Raw genomic sequence first — 20922 nt, 5'->3', positions numbered from 1 at the left:
AACAATGAACAGGATTTTTCCAGCCCTCGGTATTTCGCTATGGATAGCGCTGTTGTCACCGATGGTACAGGGGGCCAGCCTGAAGACGCTCGATGTCGCGGCGTTGCCGGGGGACCGTGTCGAGCTGAAGCTCAGCTTCGATGGTCCGCCGCCCCCACCTCGGGGCTATACCACCGAACAACCGGCGCGAATCGCGCTGGACCTGCCCGGCGTGACCAATCGATTGGCCAGCAAAAGCCATGACCTGGGCGGCGGCAACGCACGCAGCGCCACCGTGGTCGAGGCGGGGGACCGCACGCGGCTGATCATCGGCCTTACCCAGCTGGCGCCCTATGACACGCGGATCGAGGGCAACAACCTCTTCGTAGTGGTTGGCAAGGGCGCGACCGCCAGGGCCGCGGCGCAGGCACCGCGCCCTGCCGGAGCCGTACCGTCCCTCACCAGGGCCAGCGCTCCGGCAGGCAAGGCCATCCGGGGCGTGGACTTCCAGCGTGGGACCCAAGGGGAAGGCAATGTGGTCATTGACTTGTCCGACCCTTCCATTGCGCCTGATATCCAGGAGCGCGAAGGCAGGATCATCCTCGACTTCCCCAGGACCCAGTTGCCCGAACCCCTGCGGGTGCGCCTGGACGTCAAGGATTTCGCCACCCCGGTGCAGTTCGTCAATGCCAGCGCGGGTTCCGCCCGCGCCACCATCAGCATCGAACCCAGCGGCACCTTCGACTACTCGACCTACCAGACCGACAACAAGCTGACCGTGAGCGTCCGGCCAATGACGGTCGAAGACTTGCAGAAACGCAACAGCGACCGTGCCGCCTACAACGGGGAAAAGCTGTCACTCAACTTCCAGGACATTGAAGTGCGCTCGGTGCTGCAGTTGATCGCCGACTTCACCAACCTGAACCTGGTGGCCAGCGACACCGTGCAAGGCGGTATCACCCTGCGGTTGCAGAACGTGCCGTGGGACCAGGCGCTGGATCTGGTGCTCAAGACCAAGGGGCTCGACAAGCGCAAGGTCGGTAATGTCCTGTTGGTGGCGCCCGCCGACGAGATTGCGGCACGCGAGCGCCAGGAGCTTGAATCCCAGAAGCAGATTGCCGACCTGGCACCGCTGCGGCGTGAGCTGCTGCAGGTCAACTATGCCAAGGCGGCCGACATCGCCAAACTGTTCCAGTCGGTCACCAGTGCCGAGGCGAAGGCCGACGAGCGGGGCACGATCACGGTCGATGAACGCACCAACAACATCATCGCCTACCAGACCCAGGACCGGCTCGACGAGCTGCGCCGGATCGTCGCGCAACTGGACATACCCGTGCGTCAAGTGATGATCGAGGCGCGAATCGTCGAGGCCAACGTCGATTACGACAAGAGCCTGGGCGTGCGCTGGGGGGGCTCGATACAGAACAAGGGCAACTGGAATTCTTCCGGCGTCACCACGGGAGACTCCACGACCATCGGCACGCCGGGCAGTACCGGCACCAACCAACCATTCGTCGACCTCGGGGCTTCAGGCAACACCTCAGGGATTGGTATCGCGTTCATCACGGACAACGTGCTGCTGGACCTGGAACTGACCGCCATGGAAAAAACCGGCAACGGCGAAATTGTTTCCCAGCCCAAGGTGGTGACCTCCGACAAGGAGACCGCGAAAATCCTCAAGGGCACGGAAATTCCCTACCAGGAAGCCAGCTCCAGCGGCGCCACCTCGGTGTCGTTCAAGGAAGCATCGTTGTCGCTGGAGGTCACGCCGCAGATCACCCCGGACAACCGCATCATCATGGAAGTCAAGGTCACCAAGGATGAGCCGGATTATCTGAACAAAGTGCAGGATGTCCCGCCGATCAAGAAGAATGAGGTCAACGCCAAGGTGCTGGTCAATGACGGCGAGACCATTGTTATTGGTGGCGTTTTCTCAAATACTCAGAGCAAGGTTGTAGATAAGGTGCCATTTCTTGGCGATGTGCCGTATCTTGGCCGCCTTTTCCGGCGTGATGTAGTCTCGGAGAAAAAATCCGAGCTGCTGGTGTTTCTCACTCCGCGTATCATGAACAACCAGGCGATTGCTGTGAGTCGTTGATTCTGTGCGAAATTTGATTCTTGTTGGGCCGATGGGGGCTGGAAAAAGCACCATCGGTCGTTTGCTGGCCAAAGAGCTGCGCCTGCCATTCAAAGATTCCGACAAGGAAATTGAATTGCGCACGGGTGCCAATATCCCATGGATCTTCGATAAGGAAGGCGAGCCGGGCTTTCGGGACCGCGAGCAGGCGATGATTGCCGAGCTGTGCGATTTTGAAGGCGTGGTGTTGGCCACCGGCGGCGGCGCGGTCATGCGCGAAGCCAATCGTCGGGCGCTGCATGCCGGAGGGCGAGTGGTCTATCTGCATGCTTCCGTCGAACAGCAGGTTGGCCGTACCGCCCGCGATCGCAACCGGCCGCTGCTGCGTACGGCCGACCCGGCCAAGACCTTACGGGACCTGCTGGAAGTGCGTGACCCTCTGTATCGGGAAATCGCCGACCTGGTCATCGAAACCGACGAGCGGCCGCCACGGATGGTGGTACTGGAAATCCTCGATCGCCTGCAACAATTGCCCCCCCGTTAATGCGCGGCGCGAAATGCGCTATCCTCGGCGTCCCGCCTTGGCCCGTCTGGGGCGTGGCGGATGGCCATTAACTGGCGCCACAGCGGGCACCGTGTAATTTCGTCAATGCAGGCAGGACGCCTGATTTCATCTTCACTGTGGGGACACATGCAGACACTTAAGGTCGACCTGGGCGAGCGCAGCTACCCGATTCATATTGGCGAAGGCTTGCTGGACCAGCCCGAATTGCTGGCGCCGCACATCGCCGGGCGGCAAGTCGCGATCATCTCCAACGAAACCGTCGGCCCTTTGTATCTGGAACGCCTGGCACGCAGTCTGTCTGCCTATTCGGTCATTTCCGTCGTGTTGCCCGACGGCGAGGCCTTCAAGAACTGGGAAACCCTGCAACTGATTTTCGACGGCCTGCTGACTGCCCGGCATGACCGCCGCACCACCGTGGTTGCCTTGGGTGGCGGTGTGATCGGCGACATGGCCGGTTTTGCGGCGGCTTGCTATCAGCGCGGTGTCGATTTCATCCAGATCCCCACTACGCTGCTTTCCCAGGTCGACTCGTCGGTAGGTGGCAAGACCGGCATCAATCATCCGCTGGGCAAGAACATGGTGGGCGCGTTCTACCAGCCCAACGTGGTGCTGATCGACACGGCAACGCTCAAGACCCTGCCGCCCCGTGAGTTGTCCGCGGGCTTGGCCGAGGTCATCAAGTACGGACTGATCTGCGACGAGCCTTTCCTCGGCTGGCTCGAAGACAACGTCGACCGCCTGCGCGCGCTGGACCAGGCGGCGCTGACTTACGCCATCGAGCGCTCCTGTGCCGCCAAGGCCGCGGTGGTCGGCGCCGATGAACGTGAATCGGGCGTGCGCGCCACGCTGAACCTGGGCCATACCTTCGGCCATGCCATTGAAACCCACATGGGCTATGGCGTCTGGCTGCATGGCGAGGCGGTTGCCGCGGGTACGGTCATGGCCCTGGAAATGTCCATGCGCCTGGGCTGGATCAGCGAGCAGGAGCGTGATCGTGGGATCCGTCTGTTCCAGCGTGCCGGGCTGCCGGTGGTGCCGCCCGAGGAAATGAGCGAGGCGGATTTCCTTGAACACATGGCAATCGACAAGAAAGTGATCGACGGTCGTCTGCGTCTGGTGCTGCTGCGCCGCATGGGCGAAGCGGTGGTGACCGACGATTATCCGAAAGAGGTTCTACAGGCCACGCTGGGAGCGGACTACCGCGCCCTGGCTCAGCTTAAAGGTTAAAAAGATTCCGATGACTAGTTTGCATGCCGACGAGGCTTTCCTCGGCCATTTCCAGTTGAGTCACGACCCTTTCGCCCCACGGGTCCCGGGTTTCAAATTCTTTCCCGCCCAGCGCAAGCCGGTGCTGGGCCAGTTGCATCATCTGGCACGCTACAGCCAGTTGCTGTTGGTCGTCACCGGCCCCCAGGGCAGCGGCAAGACCTTGCTGCGCCAGGCCCTGGTGGCCAGCACCAACAAACAGTCGGTGCAAAGCGTCGTGATATCGGCCCGTGGTGCCGGCGACGCAGCTGGCGTGCTGCGTCAGGTCGCCCAGGCACTGAATGTCGAGCAGGCGGAAATCGGCGCGATTCTCGGCCAGATCGTGCAACTGGCGTTGACGGGGCAGGAAGTCTATCTGCTGGTGGACGATGCCGAGCAACTCGACGAATCCGCCCTGGAAGCCCTGTTGGCCCTGGCTGCCGGCGCGCCGGAGGGTCGTCCTCATGTGTTCCTGTTTGGCGAGTCGTCGTTGATCGCTGAACTCGAGCAACTGGACCTTGAGGAAGAGCGTTTCCACGTTATCGAACTGGCGCCCTACACCGAGGAAGAAACCCGTGAATATCTGGCCCAGCGTCTCGAAGGCGCCGGCCGGGGTATCGAACTTTTCACCGCGGATCAGATCTCTGAGATTCACGAAAGCTCCGACGGCTGGCCAGGGAATATCAACCAGGTAGCCCGAGATGCTCTGATCGAAATCATGATCGCCAGCCGCTCAGCGGTGAAGCGTCCAAGTATGGGGTTCAACATGCCGAAGAAACACGTATTGGCGATTTCCGCCGTGGTCGTGGTCGCGGTGGCTGCCGCCTGGCTGATGCCGGGTCGCAGCAAAGCACCGACCACCGGCGCACCTGCCAACGAACAGGCACAGCTGCCTCTCGGTCAGGGCACGCCACAACCCAACGGCGGTGCCCCGGCGGTGGAATTCGCCGGCAATACCCAGCCAATGCCACTGCCGCTGGTCGGCCAGTCGCAGCCGGTCATGCGCGGTCCGTTGGCTGAAGCCGCCGGTGGAATCACCGAGGGTGACGACGGAGCGCCGCCTCCGATCGAAGACACCAGCGACGTGCCACCTACTGTGACCACCACCGCGCCGCCTGCGGGCGTACCGGCCGGCCCTGCGCCGACGCCATCGCCGGCTCCGGCCGCCAAGCCGACCCCTGCGCCTACTCAGGTCGCCACCGCCAAGCCTGCTCCTGCACCTGCGCCAGCGGCCAAACCGGCGGCGCCAGCACCCGCGGCCAAGCCTGCTGCCCCGGCCAAGGCCGCGGGCGGTAGCTGGTACGCCGGTCAGGCTCCGGGCAACTATGTGGTGCAGATCCTTGGCACCAGCTCTGAAACCGCCGCGCAGAACTTCGTCAAGGAGCAAGGCGGCGAGTACCGTTATTTCAAGAAAGTACTCAACGGCAAGCCGCTGTATGTCATCACTTATGGCAGCTTTGCCAACCGTGACGCAGCCGTTTCCGCCATCAAGGCCTTGCCAGCGAAGGTTCAGGCTGGTAAACCTTGGCCTCGCACTGTCGCCAGCGTCCAACAGGAACTGGCAGCAACTCGCTGATGATTCGGCGGCCTTACCCAGGCCGCCTCTCCCGGCAACCTCAAAATTTCCGCAAGGGCGGGCGGCCTTTCAGGCCGCGCGCCTTGTGGTGTCTGCGTCACAGTAGTGTTTGAGTCGTAGCGGTCGAACCCAAAAAAGTTTTGACTAGCACAGCATATAGCTTTAAACCTTTCACAAATGCGACATGGATTTGCGACAGTTCGTCGTCAAATTTGTGGGCCTCTGTGTCGGTGTGTACAATGACCTCCCTTTTGCCCCCGCAAAGCTGGCGTACGTTCGGCGCGGTATGCAACTGGTTGAATTGAAAAGAAATTTGCCTCGCTAAGAGGCAGCCTGGTGAGAAAGTGTCTATGAAAGCAGGTCTGTACCAACCAGATGAATTCAAGGATAACTGCGGTTTCGGCCTGATAGCCCATATGCAGGGCGAGCCCAGTCATACCCTTTTGCAAACGGCCATTGAGGCCCTGACCTGCATGACCCACCGTGGTGGGATCAACGCCGACGGCAAGACCGGTGACGGTTGTGGCTTGCTGATTCAAAAGCCAGACGAGTTCCTGCGTGCCATTGCCCAGGAAACGTTTGGCGTGACTCTGCCCAAGCAGTACGCCGTGGGCATGGTGTTTTTCAATCAGGACCCGGTCAAGGCCCAGGCCGCTCGCGAGAACATGAACCGCGAGATCCTGGCCGCCGGCCTGCAACTCGTCGGCTGGCGCAAAGTGCCGATCGACTCCAGCGTCCTCGGCCGCCTGGCCCTCGAGCGCCTGCCGCTGATCGAACAGGTGTTCATTGCCGGTGAAGGCCTGAGCGACCAGGAAATGGCGATCAAGCTGTTCAGCTCCCGTCGTCGTTCGTCCGTGGCCAACGCCGCCGACACCGATCACTACATCTGCAGCTTTTCCCACAAGACCATTATCTATAAGGGCCTGATGATGCCGGCGGACCTCACCGCCTTCTATCCGGACCTGAGCGACGAGCGCCTGAAAACCGCGATCTGCGTGTTTCACCAGCGCTTCTCCACCAACACCCTGCCGAAATGGCCACTGGCCCAGCCATTCCGCTTCCTCGCCCACAACGGCGAGATCAACACCATCACCGGCAACCGCAACTGGGCCCTGGCCCGTCGCACCAAGTTCGCCAACGATTTGATGCCGGACCTCGAAGAGCTTGGCCCGCTGGTCAACCGCGTCGGTTCGGACTCCTCGAGCATGGACAACATGCTGGAGCTGATGGTCACCGGCGGCATCGACCTGTTCCGTGGCGTGCGCATGCTCGTGCCGCCTGCCTGGCAGAACGTCGAGACCATGGACCCGGACCTGCGGGCCTTCTACGAATACAACTCCATGCACATGGAGCCGTGGGACGGCCCGGCCGGTATCGTCATGACCGACGGTCGCTATGCGGTGTGCCTGCTGGACCGTAACGGCCTGCGCCCGGCGCGCTGGGTCACCACGACCAATGGTTTCATCACCCTGGCCTCGGAAATCGGTGTCTGGAACTACCAGCCCGAAGACGTCATCGCCAAAGGCCGCGTAGGCCCTGGGCAGATCTTTGCCGTGGACACCGAGACCGGCCAGATCCTCGACACCGACGCCATCGACAACCGTCTCAAGTCCCGTCATCCATACAAGCAATGGCTGCGCAAGAATGCCCTGCGCATTCAGGCGACCATGGAAGACAACGACCACGGTTCGGCCTTTTATGACGTCGACCAGCTCAAGCAGTACATGAAGATGTACCAGGTGACGTTCGAAGAACGTGACCAGGTGCTTCGTCCGCTGGGCGAGCAGGGCTACGAAGCGGTCGGCTCCATGGGCGACGACACGCCGATGGCGGTACTGTCCCAGCGCGTGCGCACGCCGTACGACTACTTCCGCCAGCAGTTCGCCCAGGTGACCAACCCGCCGATCGACCCGCTGCGCGAAGCGATCGTGATGTCCCTGGAAATCTGCCTGGGCGCCGAGCGCAACATTTTCCAGGAATCGCCAGAGCATGCCTCGCGGGTGATCCTCAGCTCGCCGGTCATTTCGCCGGCCAAGTGGCGCTCGTTGACCAACCTCGAACGCCCTGGCTTCGAGCGTCAGGTCATCGACCTGAACTATGACGAAAGCGTCGGCCTGGAAGCAGCGATCCGCAACATCGCCGACCAGGCTGAAGAAGCCGCGCGCGCCGGCCGTACCCAGATCGTGCTGACCGACCGTCACATCGCCCCGGGCAAGCTGCCGATCCACGCCTCCCTGGCCACTGGCGCGGTGCACCATCGCCTGACCGAGAAAGGCCTGCGCTGCGATTCCAACATCCTGGTGGAAACCGCTACCGCACGTGACCCGCATCACTTTGCGGTGCTGATCGGCTTCGGCGCTTCGGCGGTCTATCCGTTCCTGGCCTACGAAGTGCTGGGCGACCTGATCCGTACCGGTGAAGTGCTGGGCGACCTCTACGAGGTATTCAAGAACTACCGCAAAGGCATCACCAAGGGCCTGCTCAAGATCCTGTCGAAGATGGGCATCTCGACCATCGCTTCGTACCGTGGCGCGCAATTGTTCGAAGCCATCGGTCTCTCGGAAGAAGTTTGCGAACTGAGCTTCCGTGGCGTACCGAGCCGCATCAAGGGTGCGCGTTTCGTCGATATCGAAGCCGAGCAGAAAGCCCTGGCGGCCGAAGCCTGGAGCCCGCGCAAGCCGATCCAGCAAGGCGGCCTGTTGAAGTTCGTCCACGGTGGCGAATACCACGCCTACAACCCGGACGTGGTCAACACCCTGCAAGCGGCCGTGCAACAAGGCGACTACAGCAAGTTCAAGGAATACACCGCGCTGGTGGACAACCGTCCGGTGTCGATGATCCGCGACCTGCTCAAGGTCAAGACCCTCGACACGCCGCTGGACATCAGTGAAGTGGAACCGCTGGAATCGGTGCTCAAGCGCTTCGATTCGGCCGGTATCTCCCTGGGCGCGTTGTCCCCGGAAGCCCACGAAGCCCTGGCCGAAGCCATGAACCGCCTCGGTGCGCGTTCCAACTCCGGTGAAGGTGGTGAAGACCCGGCGCGCTACGGCACCATCAAGAGTTCGAAAATCAAGCAAGTGGCGACCGGCCGCTTCGGCGTTACGCCGGAATACCTGGTCAACGCCGAAGTGCTGCAGATCAAGGTTGCCCAAGGCGCCAAGCCCGGCGAAGGCGGCCAACTGCCTGGTGGCAAGGTCAACGGCCTTATCGCCAAGCTGCGTTATGCGGTGCCTGGTGTGACCCTGATCTCGCCACCGCCGCACCATGACATCTACTCGATCGAAGACTTGTCGCAACTGATCTTCGACCTCAAGCAGGTGAACCCGAAGGCCCTGGTCTCGGTGAAACTGGTGGCGGAAGCGGGCGTTGGCACCATTGCCGCCGGCGTGGCGAAAGCCTATGCCGACCTGATCACCATCTCCGGCTATGACGGCGGCACCGGCGCATCGCCGCTGACTTCCATCAAATACGCTGGCGCGCCGTGGGAACTGGGCCTGGCCGAAACCCACCAGACCCTGCGCGGCAACGATTTGCGCGGCAAGGTCCGGGTGCAGACCGACGGTGGCCTGAAGACCGGCCTGGACGTGATCAAGGCCGCCATCCTCGGCGCCGAGAGCTTCGGTTTCGGCACCGCGCCGATGATCGCCCTGGGCTGCAAATACCTGCGCATCTGCCACCTGAACAACTGCGCCACCGGCGTGGCGACCCAGAACGACAAGCTGCGCAAGGACCACTACATCGGTACCGTCGACATGGTGGTGAATTTCTTCACCTACGTGGCCGAAGAGACCCGCGAGTGGCTGGCAAAGCTGGGCGTACGTTCGCTGGAAGAGCTGATCGGCCGTACCGATCTGCTGGAAGTGATCGAGGGCCAGACCGCCAAGCAGCATCACTTGGACCTGACCCCGTTGCTGGGCAGTGATCTGATTCCGGCGGACAAGCCACAGTTCTGCCATGTCGATCGCAACCCGCCGTTCGACAAGGGTGAGCTGGCCGAGAAGATGGTCGACATGGCCGCTGCGGCGATCAACGACCTGAGCGGTGCCGAATTCGAACTGGACATCTGCAACTGCGACCGTTCCATCGGCGCGCGGATCTCCGGGGAAATCGCTCGCAAACACGGCAACCAGGGCATGGCCCATGCGCCGATCACCTTCCGCTTCACGGGCACGGCCGGGCAAAGCTTCGGCGTCTGGAACGCTGGCGGCCTGAACATGTACCTGGAAGGTGATGCAAACGACTACGTGGGCAAGGGCATGACCGGTGGCAAGCTGGTCATCGTTCCGCCCAAGGGCAGCGTCTACAAGACCCAGGACAGTGCGATCATCGGCAACACCTGCCTGTACGGCGCCACGGGCGGCAAGTTGTTTGCCGCCGGCACCGCAGGCGAGCGTTTCGCCGTGCGTAACTCCGGCGCCCACACCGTGGTGGAAGGCACCGGGGATCACTGCTGCGAGTACATGACCGGTGGTTTCGTCTGCGTATTGGGCAAGACCGGTTACAACTTCGGCTCTGGCATGACCGGCGGTTTCGCCTACGTGCTTGACCAGGACAACACGTTCGTTGACCGGGTCAATCACGAACTGGTGGAAATCCAGCGCATCAGCGGCGAGGCGATGGAAGCCTACCGTAGCCACCTGCAACGCGTGCTGAACGAGTACGTTGAGGAAACCAACAGCGAGTGGGGTCGTGAACTCGCCGAGAACCTCGATGACTACGTGCGTCGTTTCTGGCTGGTCAAGCCGAAGGCGGCCAACCTGAAATCGTTGCTTTCCAGCACCCGTGCCAACCCGCAGTGATATGCGCCTGAAGAGTTTGATGAGGTTTTAACAATGGCTGAACGTCTGAATAACGACTTCCAGTTCATCGATGTCGGGCGCAAGGATCCGAAGAAGAAACTGTTGCGTCAACGCAAGAAAGAGTTCGTGGAAATCTACGAGCCTTTCAAACCCCAGCAGTCGGCCGACCAGGCCCACCGTTGCCTGGGTTGTGGTAACCCGTACTGCGAATGGAAGTGCCCGGTGCACAACTTCATTCCCAACTGGCTGAAGTTGGTGGCTGAGGGCAACATCCTCCAGGCCGCCGAGCTGTCCCACCAGACCAACACCCTGCCGGAAGTCTGCGGCCGGGTGTGCCCGCAGGATCGTCTGTGCGAAGGTGCCTGCACCCTCAACGACGGTTTCGGCGCGGTGACCATCGGTTCGGTGGAGAAGTACATCACCGATACCGCGTTTGCCATGGGCTGGCGCCCGGACATGTCCAAGGTCAAGCCGACCGGCAAGCGCGTGGCGATCATCGGCGCGGGCCCGGCGGGCCTTGGCTGTGCCGACGTGTTGGTACGTGGCGGCGTGACCCCGGTGGTGTTCGACAAAAACCCAGAAATTGGTGGCCTGCTGACCTTCGGCATCCCCGAGTTCAAGCTGGAAAAGACCGTGCTGAGCAATCGTCGCGAAGTCTTCACCGGCATGGGCATCGAGTTCCGCCTGAACACCGAGGTGGGCAAGGACGTGACCATGGAGCAACTGCTCGAAGAGTACGATGCGGTCTTCATGGGCATGGGCACCTACACCTACATGAAGGGCGGTTTTGCCGGTGAGGACCTGCCGGGCGTCTACGACGCGCTGGACTTCCTGATCGCCAACGTCAACCGCAACCTGGGCTTTGAAAAGTCGCCGGAAGATTTCGTCGACATGAAGGGCAAGAAGGTCGTGGTGCTCGGCGGTGGCGACACGGCGATGGACTGCAACCGCACGTCGATTCGCCAGGGCGCCAAGTCGGTGACCTGCGCCTATCGTCGTGACGAAGCGAACATGCCAGGCTCGCGCAAAGAGGTGAAGAACGCCAAGGAAGAAGGCGTGAAGTTCCTCTACAACCGCCAGCCGATCGCCATTGTCGGTGAGGACAAGGTCGAAGGCGTGAAGGTGGTCGAGACCCGTCTCGGCGAGCCGGACGCCCGCGGTCGCCGCAGCCCCGAGCCGATCCCCGGTTCCGAAGAGATCATCCCGGCGGACGCCGTGGTCATCGCCTTCGGCTTCCGCCCGAGCCCGGCGCCATGGTTCGAGCAGTTCAGCATCCAGACCGACAGCCAGGGCCGCGTCGTTGCCCCGGAGCAGGGTCAGTACAAGCACCAGACCAGCAACCCGAAGATCTTCGCCGGCGGCGACATGGTCCGGGGTTCCGACCTGGTGGTGACGGCGATCTTCGAAGGCCGCAATGCGGCGGAAGGGATCCTGGATTACCTGCAAGTCTGAGCCGCGTCCAGACCTGAAATGGGGTAACCCTGTGGGAGCGAGCTTGCTCGCGATGGCGGTAGATCAGTCGCCAGATGCGTTGGCTGACATGCCGCCATCGCGAGCAAGTCGGGGCGCCGAATCGTCGCTCCCACAGTTGTTTGTGGTGTTTTGGAAGACTGCGTTGCCCCGATAGATAAAAGGCACGGCTCTTGCCGTGCCTTTTACGTCGCGCTCTGAGAAAATGCCCGCACTTTTTTTCCGGATGCCGACATGACTGCCCTGAAGAACGACCGCTTCCTTCGCGCCCTGCTCAAGCAACCCGTAGACGTCACACCTGTGTGGATGATGCGTCAGGCCGGTCGCTATTTGCCGGAGTACCGCGCCAGCCGCGCCAAGGCCGGTGACTTCATGAGCCTGTGCATGAATCCGCAGTTCGCCTGCGAAGTCACGATGCAGCCGCTGGACCGCTACCCGCAACTGGACGCGGCGATCCTGTTTTCCGACATCCTCACCATCCCCGACGCCATGGGCCAAGGCCTGTACTTTGAAACCGGCGAAGGCCCGCGCTTCAAGAAAGTCGTCAGCACCCTGGCCGACATCGAGGCCCTGCCGATCCCCGATCCGCAGAAGGACCTGGGCTACGTCATGGACGCGGTCAGCACCATCCGCCGTGAACTCAACGGTCGCGTCCCGTTGATCGGCTTTTCGGGCAGCCCTTGGACGCTGGCGACGTACATGGTCGAAGGCGGCTCGTCGAAGGATTTCCGCAAGACCAAGGCGATGCTCTACGACAATCCGCAAGCCATGCATCTGCTGTTGGACAAGCTGGCGCAGTCGGTCACGTCGTACCTCAACGGCCAGATCATGGCCGGTGCCCAGGCGGTGCAGATCTTCGATACGTGGGGCGGCAACCTGTCGGCGGCGGCGTACCAGGAGTTCTCCCTGGCCTACATGCGCAAGATCGTCAGCGGCCTGATCCGCGAGCACGAAGGTCGCAAGGTCCCGGTGATCCTGTTCACCAAGAATGGTGGGCTGTGGTTGGAGAGTATCGCCGATGCCGGCGCCGATGCCTTGGGCCTGGACTGGACCTGCGACATCGGCAACGCCCGCCAGCGTGTCGGTCACAAGGTCGCGCTGCAAGGCAACATGGACCCGACCGTGCTGTATGCCAAGCCTGAAGCCATCCGTGCCGAAGTCGGACGCATCCTCGCCAGCTATGGCAAGGGCAGTGGCCACGTGTTCAATCTCGGCCACGGCATCACGCCGGAAGTCGACCCGGAACACGCCGGCGCTTTCCTGCGCGCGGTGCATGAGTTGTCGGGCCAATATCACGACTGATTTCAGCCCTGTCCTACCCGCCTGTCCGGCCCCTACCGGACGGGCTTTTTTATGTCTGGCTGTTTATGTGTTGCTCATTTCCCGGCAGCAGCGGCAGTTTCGCCAGTTTCACCGCCACTAACAATGCAATCACCAGCAACGTCCCGATGAACACGCCGACACCGTTCCAGCCTCCCAGGTGCCACGCCACGCCGCCCGCGGTGCCCGCGACGCTGGAGCCGGCGTAGTAGCTGAACAGATAAAGCGACGACGCCTGCCCCTTCGCCTTGAGGGCGCGACGGCCAATCCAGCTGCTGGCGACCGAGTGCGCCCCGAAGAAACCGAAGGTGAACACCAGCATGCCGATGATCACCAGCCATAGCGGTGTGAACAAGGTCAGGACGAGGCCCGCCAACATCAGGGCGATGGTCGCCCAGAGCATCTTGCGACGCCCGAGCTTGTCGGCCATGGCGCCCACCTTCGCCGAGCTGTAGATGCCGGAGAGGTACACCACTGAAAGCAGCCCGACGAATGCCTGGTCCAGGTGATAAGGCGCGGCCAGCAGGCGGTAGCCAATGTAGTTGAACAGCGTCACGAACGCACCCATCAACACGAAGGCTTCAAGAAACAGCAGCGGCAGGCCGGCGTCGCGAAAGTGCATGATGAAACCGTCCAGCAGACTGCGTGGATGCAGCGACCGGGGGCGGAAATTGCGCGATTCAGGAAGAATCCGCCAAAACACCGCCGCCGCGATCAGGGCCAGGCCGCCGATTACCAGCATTGCGGTGTGCCAGCTGACGAAGTCGATCAACACGCCGGCGATCAGGCGCCCGCTCATGCCGCCAATCGCGTTGCCGGCGATATACAGCCCCATTGCCAGGCCGATGTGCTTGGGATGAATTTCTTCGCTCAGGTACGTCATCGCCACCGCGGCCAAGCCACTGAGCGACAACCCCACCAAGGCGCGCAGGACAAGGACGCCTTGCCAAGTGGGCATCATGGCACTGGCGATTGTGCAGAGCGCCGCGGCAAACAGCGCCGCCACCATGACCGATTTACGACCGATACGGTCGGAAATCGGGCCGGTGATCAACAGGCCGATGGCAAGCAGGCCGGTCGCCACCGACAGGATCAAGCTGCTCTGGGCGGCGTTGATTGAAAACTCCAGGGACAGCAGCGGCATCATCGGCTGCACGCAATACAGCAGGGCGAACGTCGCGAAGCCGCCACAGAACAAGGCGAGCACCGTACGCATGAACATCGGCGTGCCTTTTTCAATGAAGATGTCTTTGAGTTCGGCGCCGACGTTCTCCTCTGTGCGAGACGGGGCTTCATGGGCCAGTGGAGCGGTAGCAGTTTTCACGGTGGACCTCGGGAGCACGACCAGGCAGGCGTTGAAAAAAGCATATAGCCGGCTAATGTTTCTATCCAATATATTATTCGACCTGTTTAAGACGTTTTGCGACCTATTGGATTGCCCATGGAATTGCGCCACCTGCGTTACTTCATCGCCGTTGCCGAAGAATTGCATTTCGGCCGCGCCGCGCTGGCCCTGGGCATCTCTCAACCGCCCTTGAGCCAGCAGATCCAGGCGCTGGAAGAAGAAATCGGCGCGCGGTTGTTCGAGCGCACCAATCGTCGGGTCGAACTGAGCGAGGCCGGGCGGCTGTTCCTGGAAGAAGCCAGACGCGTGCTGGCGCAAGTCGACAAGGCGGCCGACGTAGCGCGCCGTGCCCAATTGGGAGAATTGGGCGAGCTGAAAATCGGTTTCACGTCCTCGGCACCGTTCAATTCGACCATTCCCCAAGCGATCTTCAACTTTCGCCAACGCTTCCCGGCCGTCCACCTCAACCTGCGAGAGATGAGTAGCACCCAAGTTTCCGATGCGTTGGTGGATGAAACCATCGAGGTGGGCATCATGCGGCCGTTGCCGTTGCCCGATTCACTGGTGGAAATCGAGCTCAGCCGCGAGCCCTTGGTGGCCGTGCTTGGCGCCAAGCACCCGCTTGCCCAGGGCAGCGACGAAGGCTTGTACCTGTCGGCGCTGGCCCACGAGCCTTTCGTATTTTTCCCACGAAGCTACGGCAGCGGCCTTTACGCCCAGCTATTGAATCTGGCCCGCGACGCCGGTTTCAGTCCGCACTTCGCCCAGGAAGCAGGGGAGGCCATGACCATCATCGGCCTGGTGGCGGCTGGCCTCGGGGTCTCGGTTTTGCCGGCGTCTTACCAACGCATGCGTATCGACGGCGTGGTCTATCGGCCGCTGCTAGACCCGGCGGCGGTTTCGGCGGTGTGGCTGGTTCAGCGCAAGGACCAGCGTTCGCCGATGGCCGCGGCGTTTGTGGCGTTGTTGACCGACGGAGCGGATTCACCCGGATCCTAGGCTCTGTACGCAATGTATCCGCCGTCCACGGGCTGACCTGGCGCTCTTGCTCAATCCCCCCAGACCGTAGCGTTTCGGGTCGCGTGATAGTCGTAAAAACCTTGGAGAGTCCAGGTATCGCCGTGACGTTCGAACGCGGCGCGCCATGCGCCTCTTCCTCCGCCAAAACCCAACTGGGCCATGTCGTACCAGTAATATCGGTTGATTTTTTTTGTGGTGATCCTGCCGGCACGGAGGTCATCCATGATCTCCATGACTTTCACCCTGGCGGTTCCCGGGAAATTGTCATATGACATCTGCGCCTCAGCCAATGGGCTGATCGTCACCGTGTACCTGGGAATAACGGTGGGAGCCTGCGGCGTGATAGCGGCTGGAGCAGAAGCGGAGGACTGTCCGGTGACCTTGTTGGAGGCGGCTTGGGTGACCAGCTCGATATCGAAAGGGCTGTAGTTTTCAAGGGTTCTGGTGAAATTGTTGATGTCTTCTTCAGTGGTGAAAAATGCGCTTCGCTGGGTCTTGCCTCGGTTGACGATAATGTAGGGGATCTTGAAATTCCTGATCTCGGTGAGTAACCCGGGTCTGTGTCGACGGGCCCTTTCTTTCCTGAATTCGTCGATGATCTTGGCCTGATACTCCGGCGAATCCAGGTACGCTTGCCTTGCGGCCGCCACAGCTGGCCCGTCCCCGGTAAACATCGTGTCCAACTTGGCGTCCATGGAGTTTTCCACGTACTTCACCGTGTCGGTAATATCCTTGGCTAACCCTGTCCCTGCACATCCCTATAGAGGCTGCGCCCCTCGGGCAGCAGCCCCTTGCCATCGAAGCCTTTGAGCTGGAACGGCTTTAGCTGCGGGTCCGGCATGCGAGGCAGCGATGCCAAGGCCGGATGGGCCTTGCCCCGACGCCGTGTCGCGCGGGCCATGATCAAGTCTTGCCCGCCCTCGGCCAGCACCTCACCCAGCCCACGGATGAAATCGCTCGTCCACTGGCCGACGCTGCCGTCTTCATCCTGTATCGCCGAGACGGCGGCACCGCCTGCCAGGGTCGGCAAGATCGCTCGTCCCAATATCCCACCCAAGCGGCCCACCGGAACCATGGACATAGCCCCGGTCAACAGGGCTACACCGTTGCGACGCCCTTCCCGAGCCGCTGCGCTGTCGCGTTCGGCGTTGCTCACTGTCAGGGTCCGTACCGTTTTGAGGACATGGGTTATCTGCGTTTCATGCAACGCCTTCAACAGGTCTCCCTCGACCACGGGCGAAGTGACTTTGAAGGCGAAATCGTTTCGAGTCCTGTCCCTTGTCCATTTGAAAACCGATTGCGTGACCTTTTTTATTTTCGCTTGGACGGTCAGGTCATCTTCTGCCGGCAACATGCCTGCGACCTGAGCGGCTTGCTCCGGCAACGGAAGATGGGAGATCAGCCAGCGGGTCATCTCCGGGGTGGCCGTGAGGGTCTGCGCCAACGCTGTTTGCAACGCCCGTCCGCTGCCTGATGCATCCACGTCCCTGAAGGTTTTTCCGTCCGGCGCACCCGGCGTATACAAGGTCAACGAAGGACGGCTGGCGAATGACTTCACTCCGAACGCAAGCAGGTCCTTCAACACGCTGTCGCCCCAATGCAATTGCCGGACGACCACTTCATGCCCGTTGACCTTGCCACGTTCCGCCGATCCAGGGCGGTCCAGTGCCGCCAGGACCAGCTTCAAGCCGGTGTTGTCCTTGTCGTGTCGCAGGTCTCCAGAGATATGGGCCGCCCACACCTGGGCCCGCATGTGCTTTGCTTTCACACCCATCCATTGAGTCTGTCGCTCCCGTGCCTTGCGTTGCAGCACAGCCGGAAGGCGCGCACCCACGTCGGCCCGCTCGATGACATCGACAATCTGTGCAAAGCTCAACGGGCCAAAGACGGTGTGGTGGGCTGCCTGGCGCTCATCATCCGTCAGGTTGGACATCGCCCAGTCCGTCAGCAAGCGCGTGTCGTCCTGGAACGCTTTGGCACTGCCCATTGAGACCCCAGACCCGAACGGTGAATGGCCCGTCGGCGCGTGCGGATCAAGTGTCTCTTTTCGGATACTCAAGGTTATGTCGTCAGGATCTGCCGCTGGGTACTTCGCTTTGATGAAGCCGGCCAGCAGTGTGCGAGCCTGGTCCCGAATGGCCTGCGCAGTGCCCATTGAAACCGGGTCCGGCGGCGCCGCCATATCGGTGAGGGTTTCTTGTAAGGCCTGCGTCGCCTGCCACCACGCCAGACGGTCGCTGCCGATGATATGGGTGCTGGCGTGCAGCCAATGATGCAGGCTCTTGAGCTTCAGCCGAAACTCACGTTCGTCCAGGGCGCCTGCCAGATCCAATCGCATTCCAAGGTCCGCTGCGGCGTCCAGCCGATGCATCCAACCGGAGATGTTTTCCCCGTCGACAACATCGCTCGACAAGGCATCGCGGATGGCGGCTTTTTGCGTTGTCCGCACGTCCGTGACCAGACGCGTCAGGAAGTTGTGCTCCAAGGGCACGAGTTCCACCTCATCTGCGGTGCTGTCGCCTATGAAGGAGATCTTCAGTTGCTTTGAATCTTCGTAGACCTCCAACGGCCTACCGGGACGGTACAGCACGGCACCGCCCCAATCCACGTCCGCGTCATGTCGCGACAGGACAGCGGCGCTGGTTACCGGAACGGACAATCCCCAATCATTGAAAGCGGCGATCAGGCTGTACACCCCGGGCCTGGTACCCTCCGCCAGCTGGCTACGAGACGCCGCGTCCGGCGCCGACAGCGAATCCATTATCGCCTTATGCATCGGCGGGCTCAGCGTTTTGTCATGCAGATGAAGGTTCGCCAGTGCCGTGAGTTGCGCAGCGAGTTCGTTCGCCAACCAGTCACTGACGTTTCGTCCCTGGCTGAACGCGGCCGGCGTATCCCAGAAGTCATCCAGCGCTGTCATGAGCAGCTGTTCATAAGCGACTGGCGTGGTACCGAGCAGTCGCTGGAATTGTTTTTTCGCCGCGGGACTGTTCAGGGCGGTGGGCACTCGCTTGGAGCCGTCCATTTCCACGACTATTTCAAGGCTGTCCAGATCAGCAAAGCTATCTCTGATATCTACCTGGCCGGCAATGGCGCGCCAGAAAAAATGTTCAAGGCCGGCAATATCTTCTTTTTTTGTCTGGAGCTCTGCCCGTTGGGTTCACGTTCCGATTGAGAGAGCCGGGCCTTCTGCGATGTGCGCACGAAAAGCTGATCGACCGCCATATCGCCCGCGACGGTGGGGAAGGTTCGCTTGAACCAATATTCCAAGTGTTGCCTGGTGACCCGGCAAGGACGTGGCGCGGCCTCGCTCAGGTTTATCATTTGCCGCTGCGAGGCGCTGACCTGGCGTGTCGATTCGGCACTGGGATCGCTGGCGCCATTGCCCTGTGGGATGTTGGGCTGGGGCGGTGAGTCGTTATCCAACATGGGCTCTTCCTGGGAAAGTTTCGGAAGAGGCAAGCTATTGGAGAACGCCGACGCAGGAGCGGTAAATAAATACCGCACGATGGGAAGGGCGACGGTGCAGTCGTCAACTTCGGGTTACGAATTTCGGGGATGTGGATATTCCTTTTATTGCAGGAATGCCAGAATTGCGTCGCGAGTAGCTTGCGGTTGCTCTTCAAGGAGCCAGTGCCCGGTATTTTTCAATATCAGCGAGTGTGGTTGTGCGGCAATGCAAGCGGCCTGCTCGGTCAGCGTCCGCCCCCGGGAATGATCGCCGCCGATGGTGAGTACCGGACCCGTCAGCTTGTTCCTGGAAAACTCCAGGTTGTCCTTGGCGTCATGTTCCACCCAGGCTGAGTAAAGTTTGAATGCGGCCTCCATTCGGCCAGGCCGGGCGTAGTCCGTTACCAGGGCCTGGCGCACTTCATCCGGCACTTTGTCGTTGCCTTCGAAGACAAAGTCATCGAAGAACATGTCCAGGTAGGTTCTTTCCTGCCCCTTGATCAAGGTGATAGCTGTTTTGCCAAAAAACCGGAAATGCCATTTGCTCGCGATGCCGGTTGACGGGTCGCCGTTGTAGGCACTTTCCCAGCCGGGAATACCGGGAAGGAATCCGTCCATCAATATCAGGTGCTTGGTGTCATCTGGATAAAGCGCGGCGTAGGCGTAGGCAATGATCAACCCCATATCGTGGCCAATGATATCGACTTGCTTGAGCTTCAGATGCATCACCAATTCGTGCAGGTCATGGGCCAGGTTTTTCTTGTCATACCCAGCGCTGGAAATATCCGTTTCACCCGCGCCGCGATAGTCAGGAACGATGGGGGTAAAACCCGCCCGCACCAACGGCCCGATCAACGGCTCCCAGTTGCGCCAACTGCCCGGAAACCCATGCACCAGCAGGACCGGCTGCTCACCATCGCCGCAGATCACATAGTGCAGGCATATTCCATTCACATGTGCGTAAGCGTGCGTCAGCTTCACATCGTCAACCACCACGTTCTGTTCCCCGGCCGTGGTTGCGCTGTGGGGTGAGGAAGACGTGGAGACGACGCCCGACCAGGTTATCGTGTCCATCAGTTTCTTATCCATCGGCGGGCCGTAGTTGTTAGAGATCAACATACGAGTGGTGGCTCGAAGGGCGAACAGCCGGCCGAACGTTGACCTAAAACATCCTTGGGGTTGAGGAATGTTTTTCGTGTTTCGAGTCTGGAACCGCTTTGAAGCTTTTGGATACTGTCAGAGTTGACAGGTCCGACGGGCGGTGAATTCATGGCGAGATTTGGATTTTTGGCTGGTGGTCGGGAACGTGACCCTAGCGCGAGGTTCAAGGGTTTTGTTGTGGGAAGTTTCGGAAATTATGTACTCCGGTTTCTGATCTTCGGCAGGCCCGGTGCGAATGTGTCGGAGAAGGAGTTTGAAAGGGGGGCCAGTTAGTCTGCTGGGGGCCGCTGCGCAGCCCAGCGGGAGCAAGCTCCCTCGCCACAAGGGCGCGTCTGGGTAGAGGCCTGTGGGAGCGAGCTTGCTCGCGATGACGTCAGTAGATCCGGCATCACCGGTACTGATTCACCGCTAAGCTCGCTGCCACAGTGGATTTAGCTATGTAAGCCCCAAATCCTGACTACTGCACCTTCGCCAGATCCCCTTTCAACGCAACCCCGGCCATGATTGCCCCAGCGTGGCATTCATAGGTCGTGGGGTCCTTGCGCTCGTTGCGCTTGTAGAAGCTGACGATGTTGGTGACGGCGTTGGCGCCCGCGTTTTTCGCGGCCTCGTGCAGGCTGATCAGGGCTGATTGCAGTACCCATTCGCAGGCCGCTTCGTCGGACTTGTTGAACGCGTTGGTTTTCTTGTTGGTGACCGCTCCCGGGCTGACCACGGATACGTTGCCGGCCGGTTTGTGGCCGGCCAGGTAGAACTTCACGCTGCCGTCGATCTTGCCGGTGCGGATGGCTTCGGCGACCACTTTGTCGAATGGCAGGTACAACGCGGTATCACGGGCCTGGCTGAGGCTTGGCAAGGCGCCGAGCAACAGGGCGGCGGTTACAGCGATTTTCTTCAACGGCATCATGGTCTCCT

General features: G+C 61.0%; 14 protein-coding genes. 8 read left to right on the top strand and 6 right to left on the bottom strand.

Features of this window, described 5'->3' with window-relative positions; translation table 11 throughout:
- The first annotated feature begins 4 nt into the window (after positions 1 to 4).
- From pilQ to hemE, 7 genes are all read left to right on the top strand, one after another.
- Entirely contained in the window at positions 5 to 2077 is a 2073-nt protein-coding gene (gene pilQ, locus J3P81_RS22865) for a type IV pilus secretin PilQ (RefSeq protein ID WP_434561070.1), read from the top strand.
- A 4-nt stretch (positions 2078 to 2081) separates the two neighbouring features.
- Positions 2082 to 2600: a shikimate kinase AroK gene (gene aroK / locus J3P81_RS22860; RefSeq protein ID WP_420767043.1), complete on the top strand. Its 519-nt coding sequence runs from the start codon at positions 2082 to 2084 to the stop codon at positions 2598 to 2600.
- 147 nt (positions 2601 to 2747) lie between these two features.
- A complete protein-coding gene (gene aroB / locus J3P81_RS22855; protein ID WP_420767044.1) occupies positions 2748 to 3848 on the top strand; it encodes a 3-dehydroquinate synthase in 1101 nt (366 codons plus the stop codon).
- Positions 3849 to 3858: 10 nt separating this feature from the next.
- The gene (locus J3P81_RS22850; RefSeq protein WP_434561068.1) at positions 3859 to 5442 is read left to right on the top strand and encodes an AAA family ATPase; all 1584 of its coding nucleotides are present in this window, start codon (positions 3859 to 3861) and stop codon (positions 5440 to 5442) included.
- A 350-nt stretch (positions 5443 to 5792) separates the two neighbouring features.
- Positions 5793 to 10241 (top strand): glutamate synthase large subunit, encoded by a 4449-nt coding sequence (gltB, locus tag J3P81_RS22845; protein ID WP_434561066.1) that lies wholly within the window; start codon positions 5793 to 5795, stop codon positions 10239 to 10241.
- Between the two features lie 33 nt (positions 10242 to 10274).
- Entirely contained in the window at positions 10275 to 11693 is a 1419-nt protein-coding gene (locus J3P81_RS22840; protein WP_003196992.1) for an FAD-dependent oxidoreductase, read from the top strand.
- 252 nt (positions 11694 to 11945) lie between these two features.
- Positions 11946 to 13013, top strand: a complete 1068-nt coding sequence (gene hemE, locus J3P81_RS22835) for a uroporphyrinogen decarboxylase (RefSeq protein ID WP_434561064.1) — start codon at positions 11946 to 11948, stop codon at positions 13011 to 13013.
- A gap of 49 nt (positions 13014 to 13062) precedes the next feature.
- Here the strand turns inward: hemE and J3P81_RS22830 are convergent, their stop codons facing one another.
- Positions 13063 to 14334, bottom strand: coding sequence for an MFS transporter (locus tag J3P81_RS22830; RefSeq protein WP_434564160.1), 1272 nt, complete (start codon positions 14332 to 14334; stop codon positions 13063 to 13065).
- 138 nt (positions 14335 to 14472) lie between these two features.
- Here J3P81_RS22830 and J3P81_RS22825 point away from each other — a divergent pair, with 138 nt between their 5' ends.
- Entirely contained in the window at positions 14473 to 15375 is a 903-nt protein-coding gene (locus J3P81_RS22825) for a LysR family transcriptional regulator (protein ID WP_420767060.1), read from the top strand.
- A gap of 50 nt (positions 15376 to 15425) precedes the next feature.
- Here the strand turns inward: J3P81_RS22825 and J3P81_RS22820 are convergent, their stop codons facing one another.
- The 5 genes from J3P81_RS22820 to J3P81_RS22800 form a co-directional block, all read right to left on the bottom strand.
- A complete protein-coding gene (locus J3P81_RS22820) occupies positions 15426 to 16091 on the bottom strand; it encodes a hypothetical protein (RefSeq protein ID WP_434561062.1) in 666 nt (221 codons plus the stop codon).
- 41 nt (positions 16092 to 16132) lie between these two features.
- The gene (locus tag J3P81_RS22815; RefSeq protein ID WP_434564159.1) at positions 16133 to 18421 is read right to left on the bottom strand and encodes a dermonecrotic toxin domain-containing protein; all 2289 of its coding nucleotides are present in this window, start codon (positions 18419 to 18421) and stop codon (positions 16133 to 16135) included.
- A 50-nt stretch (positions 18422 to 18471) separates the two neighbouring features.
- Positions 18472 to 18825, bottom strand: coding sequence for a hypothetical protein (locus J3P81_RS22810; protein ID WP_434561060.1), 354 nt, complete (start codon positions 18823 to 18825; stop codon positions 18472 to 18474).
- 144 nt (positions 18826 to 18969) lie between these two features.
- Positions 18970 to 19920: an alpha/beta fold hydrolase gene (locus J3P81_RS22805; RefSeq protein ID WP_434561058.1), complete on the bottom strand. Its 951-nt coding sequence runs from the start codon at positions 19918 to 19920 to the stop codon at positions 18970 to 18972.
- A 544-nt stretch (positions 19921 to 20464) separates the two neighbouring features.
- The gene (locus J3P81_RS22800; RefSeq protein WP_434561056.1) at positions 20465 to 20911 is read right to left on the bottom strand and encodes an excinuclease; all 447 of its coding nucleotides are present in this window, start codon (positions 20909 to 20911) and stop codon (positions 20465 to 20467) included.
- Positions 20912 to 20922 lie beyond the last annotated feature (11 nt).

Source organism: Pseudomonas sp. R1-6 (assembly GCF_051132115.1).
Taxonomy (GTDB): Bacteria; Pseudomonadota; Gammaproteobacteria; order Pseudomonadales; family Pseudomonadaceae; genus Aquipseudomonas.
Note: the sequence above shows the minus strand (reverse complement) of the source record. Positions and strands in the feature narration are given on the sequence as shown.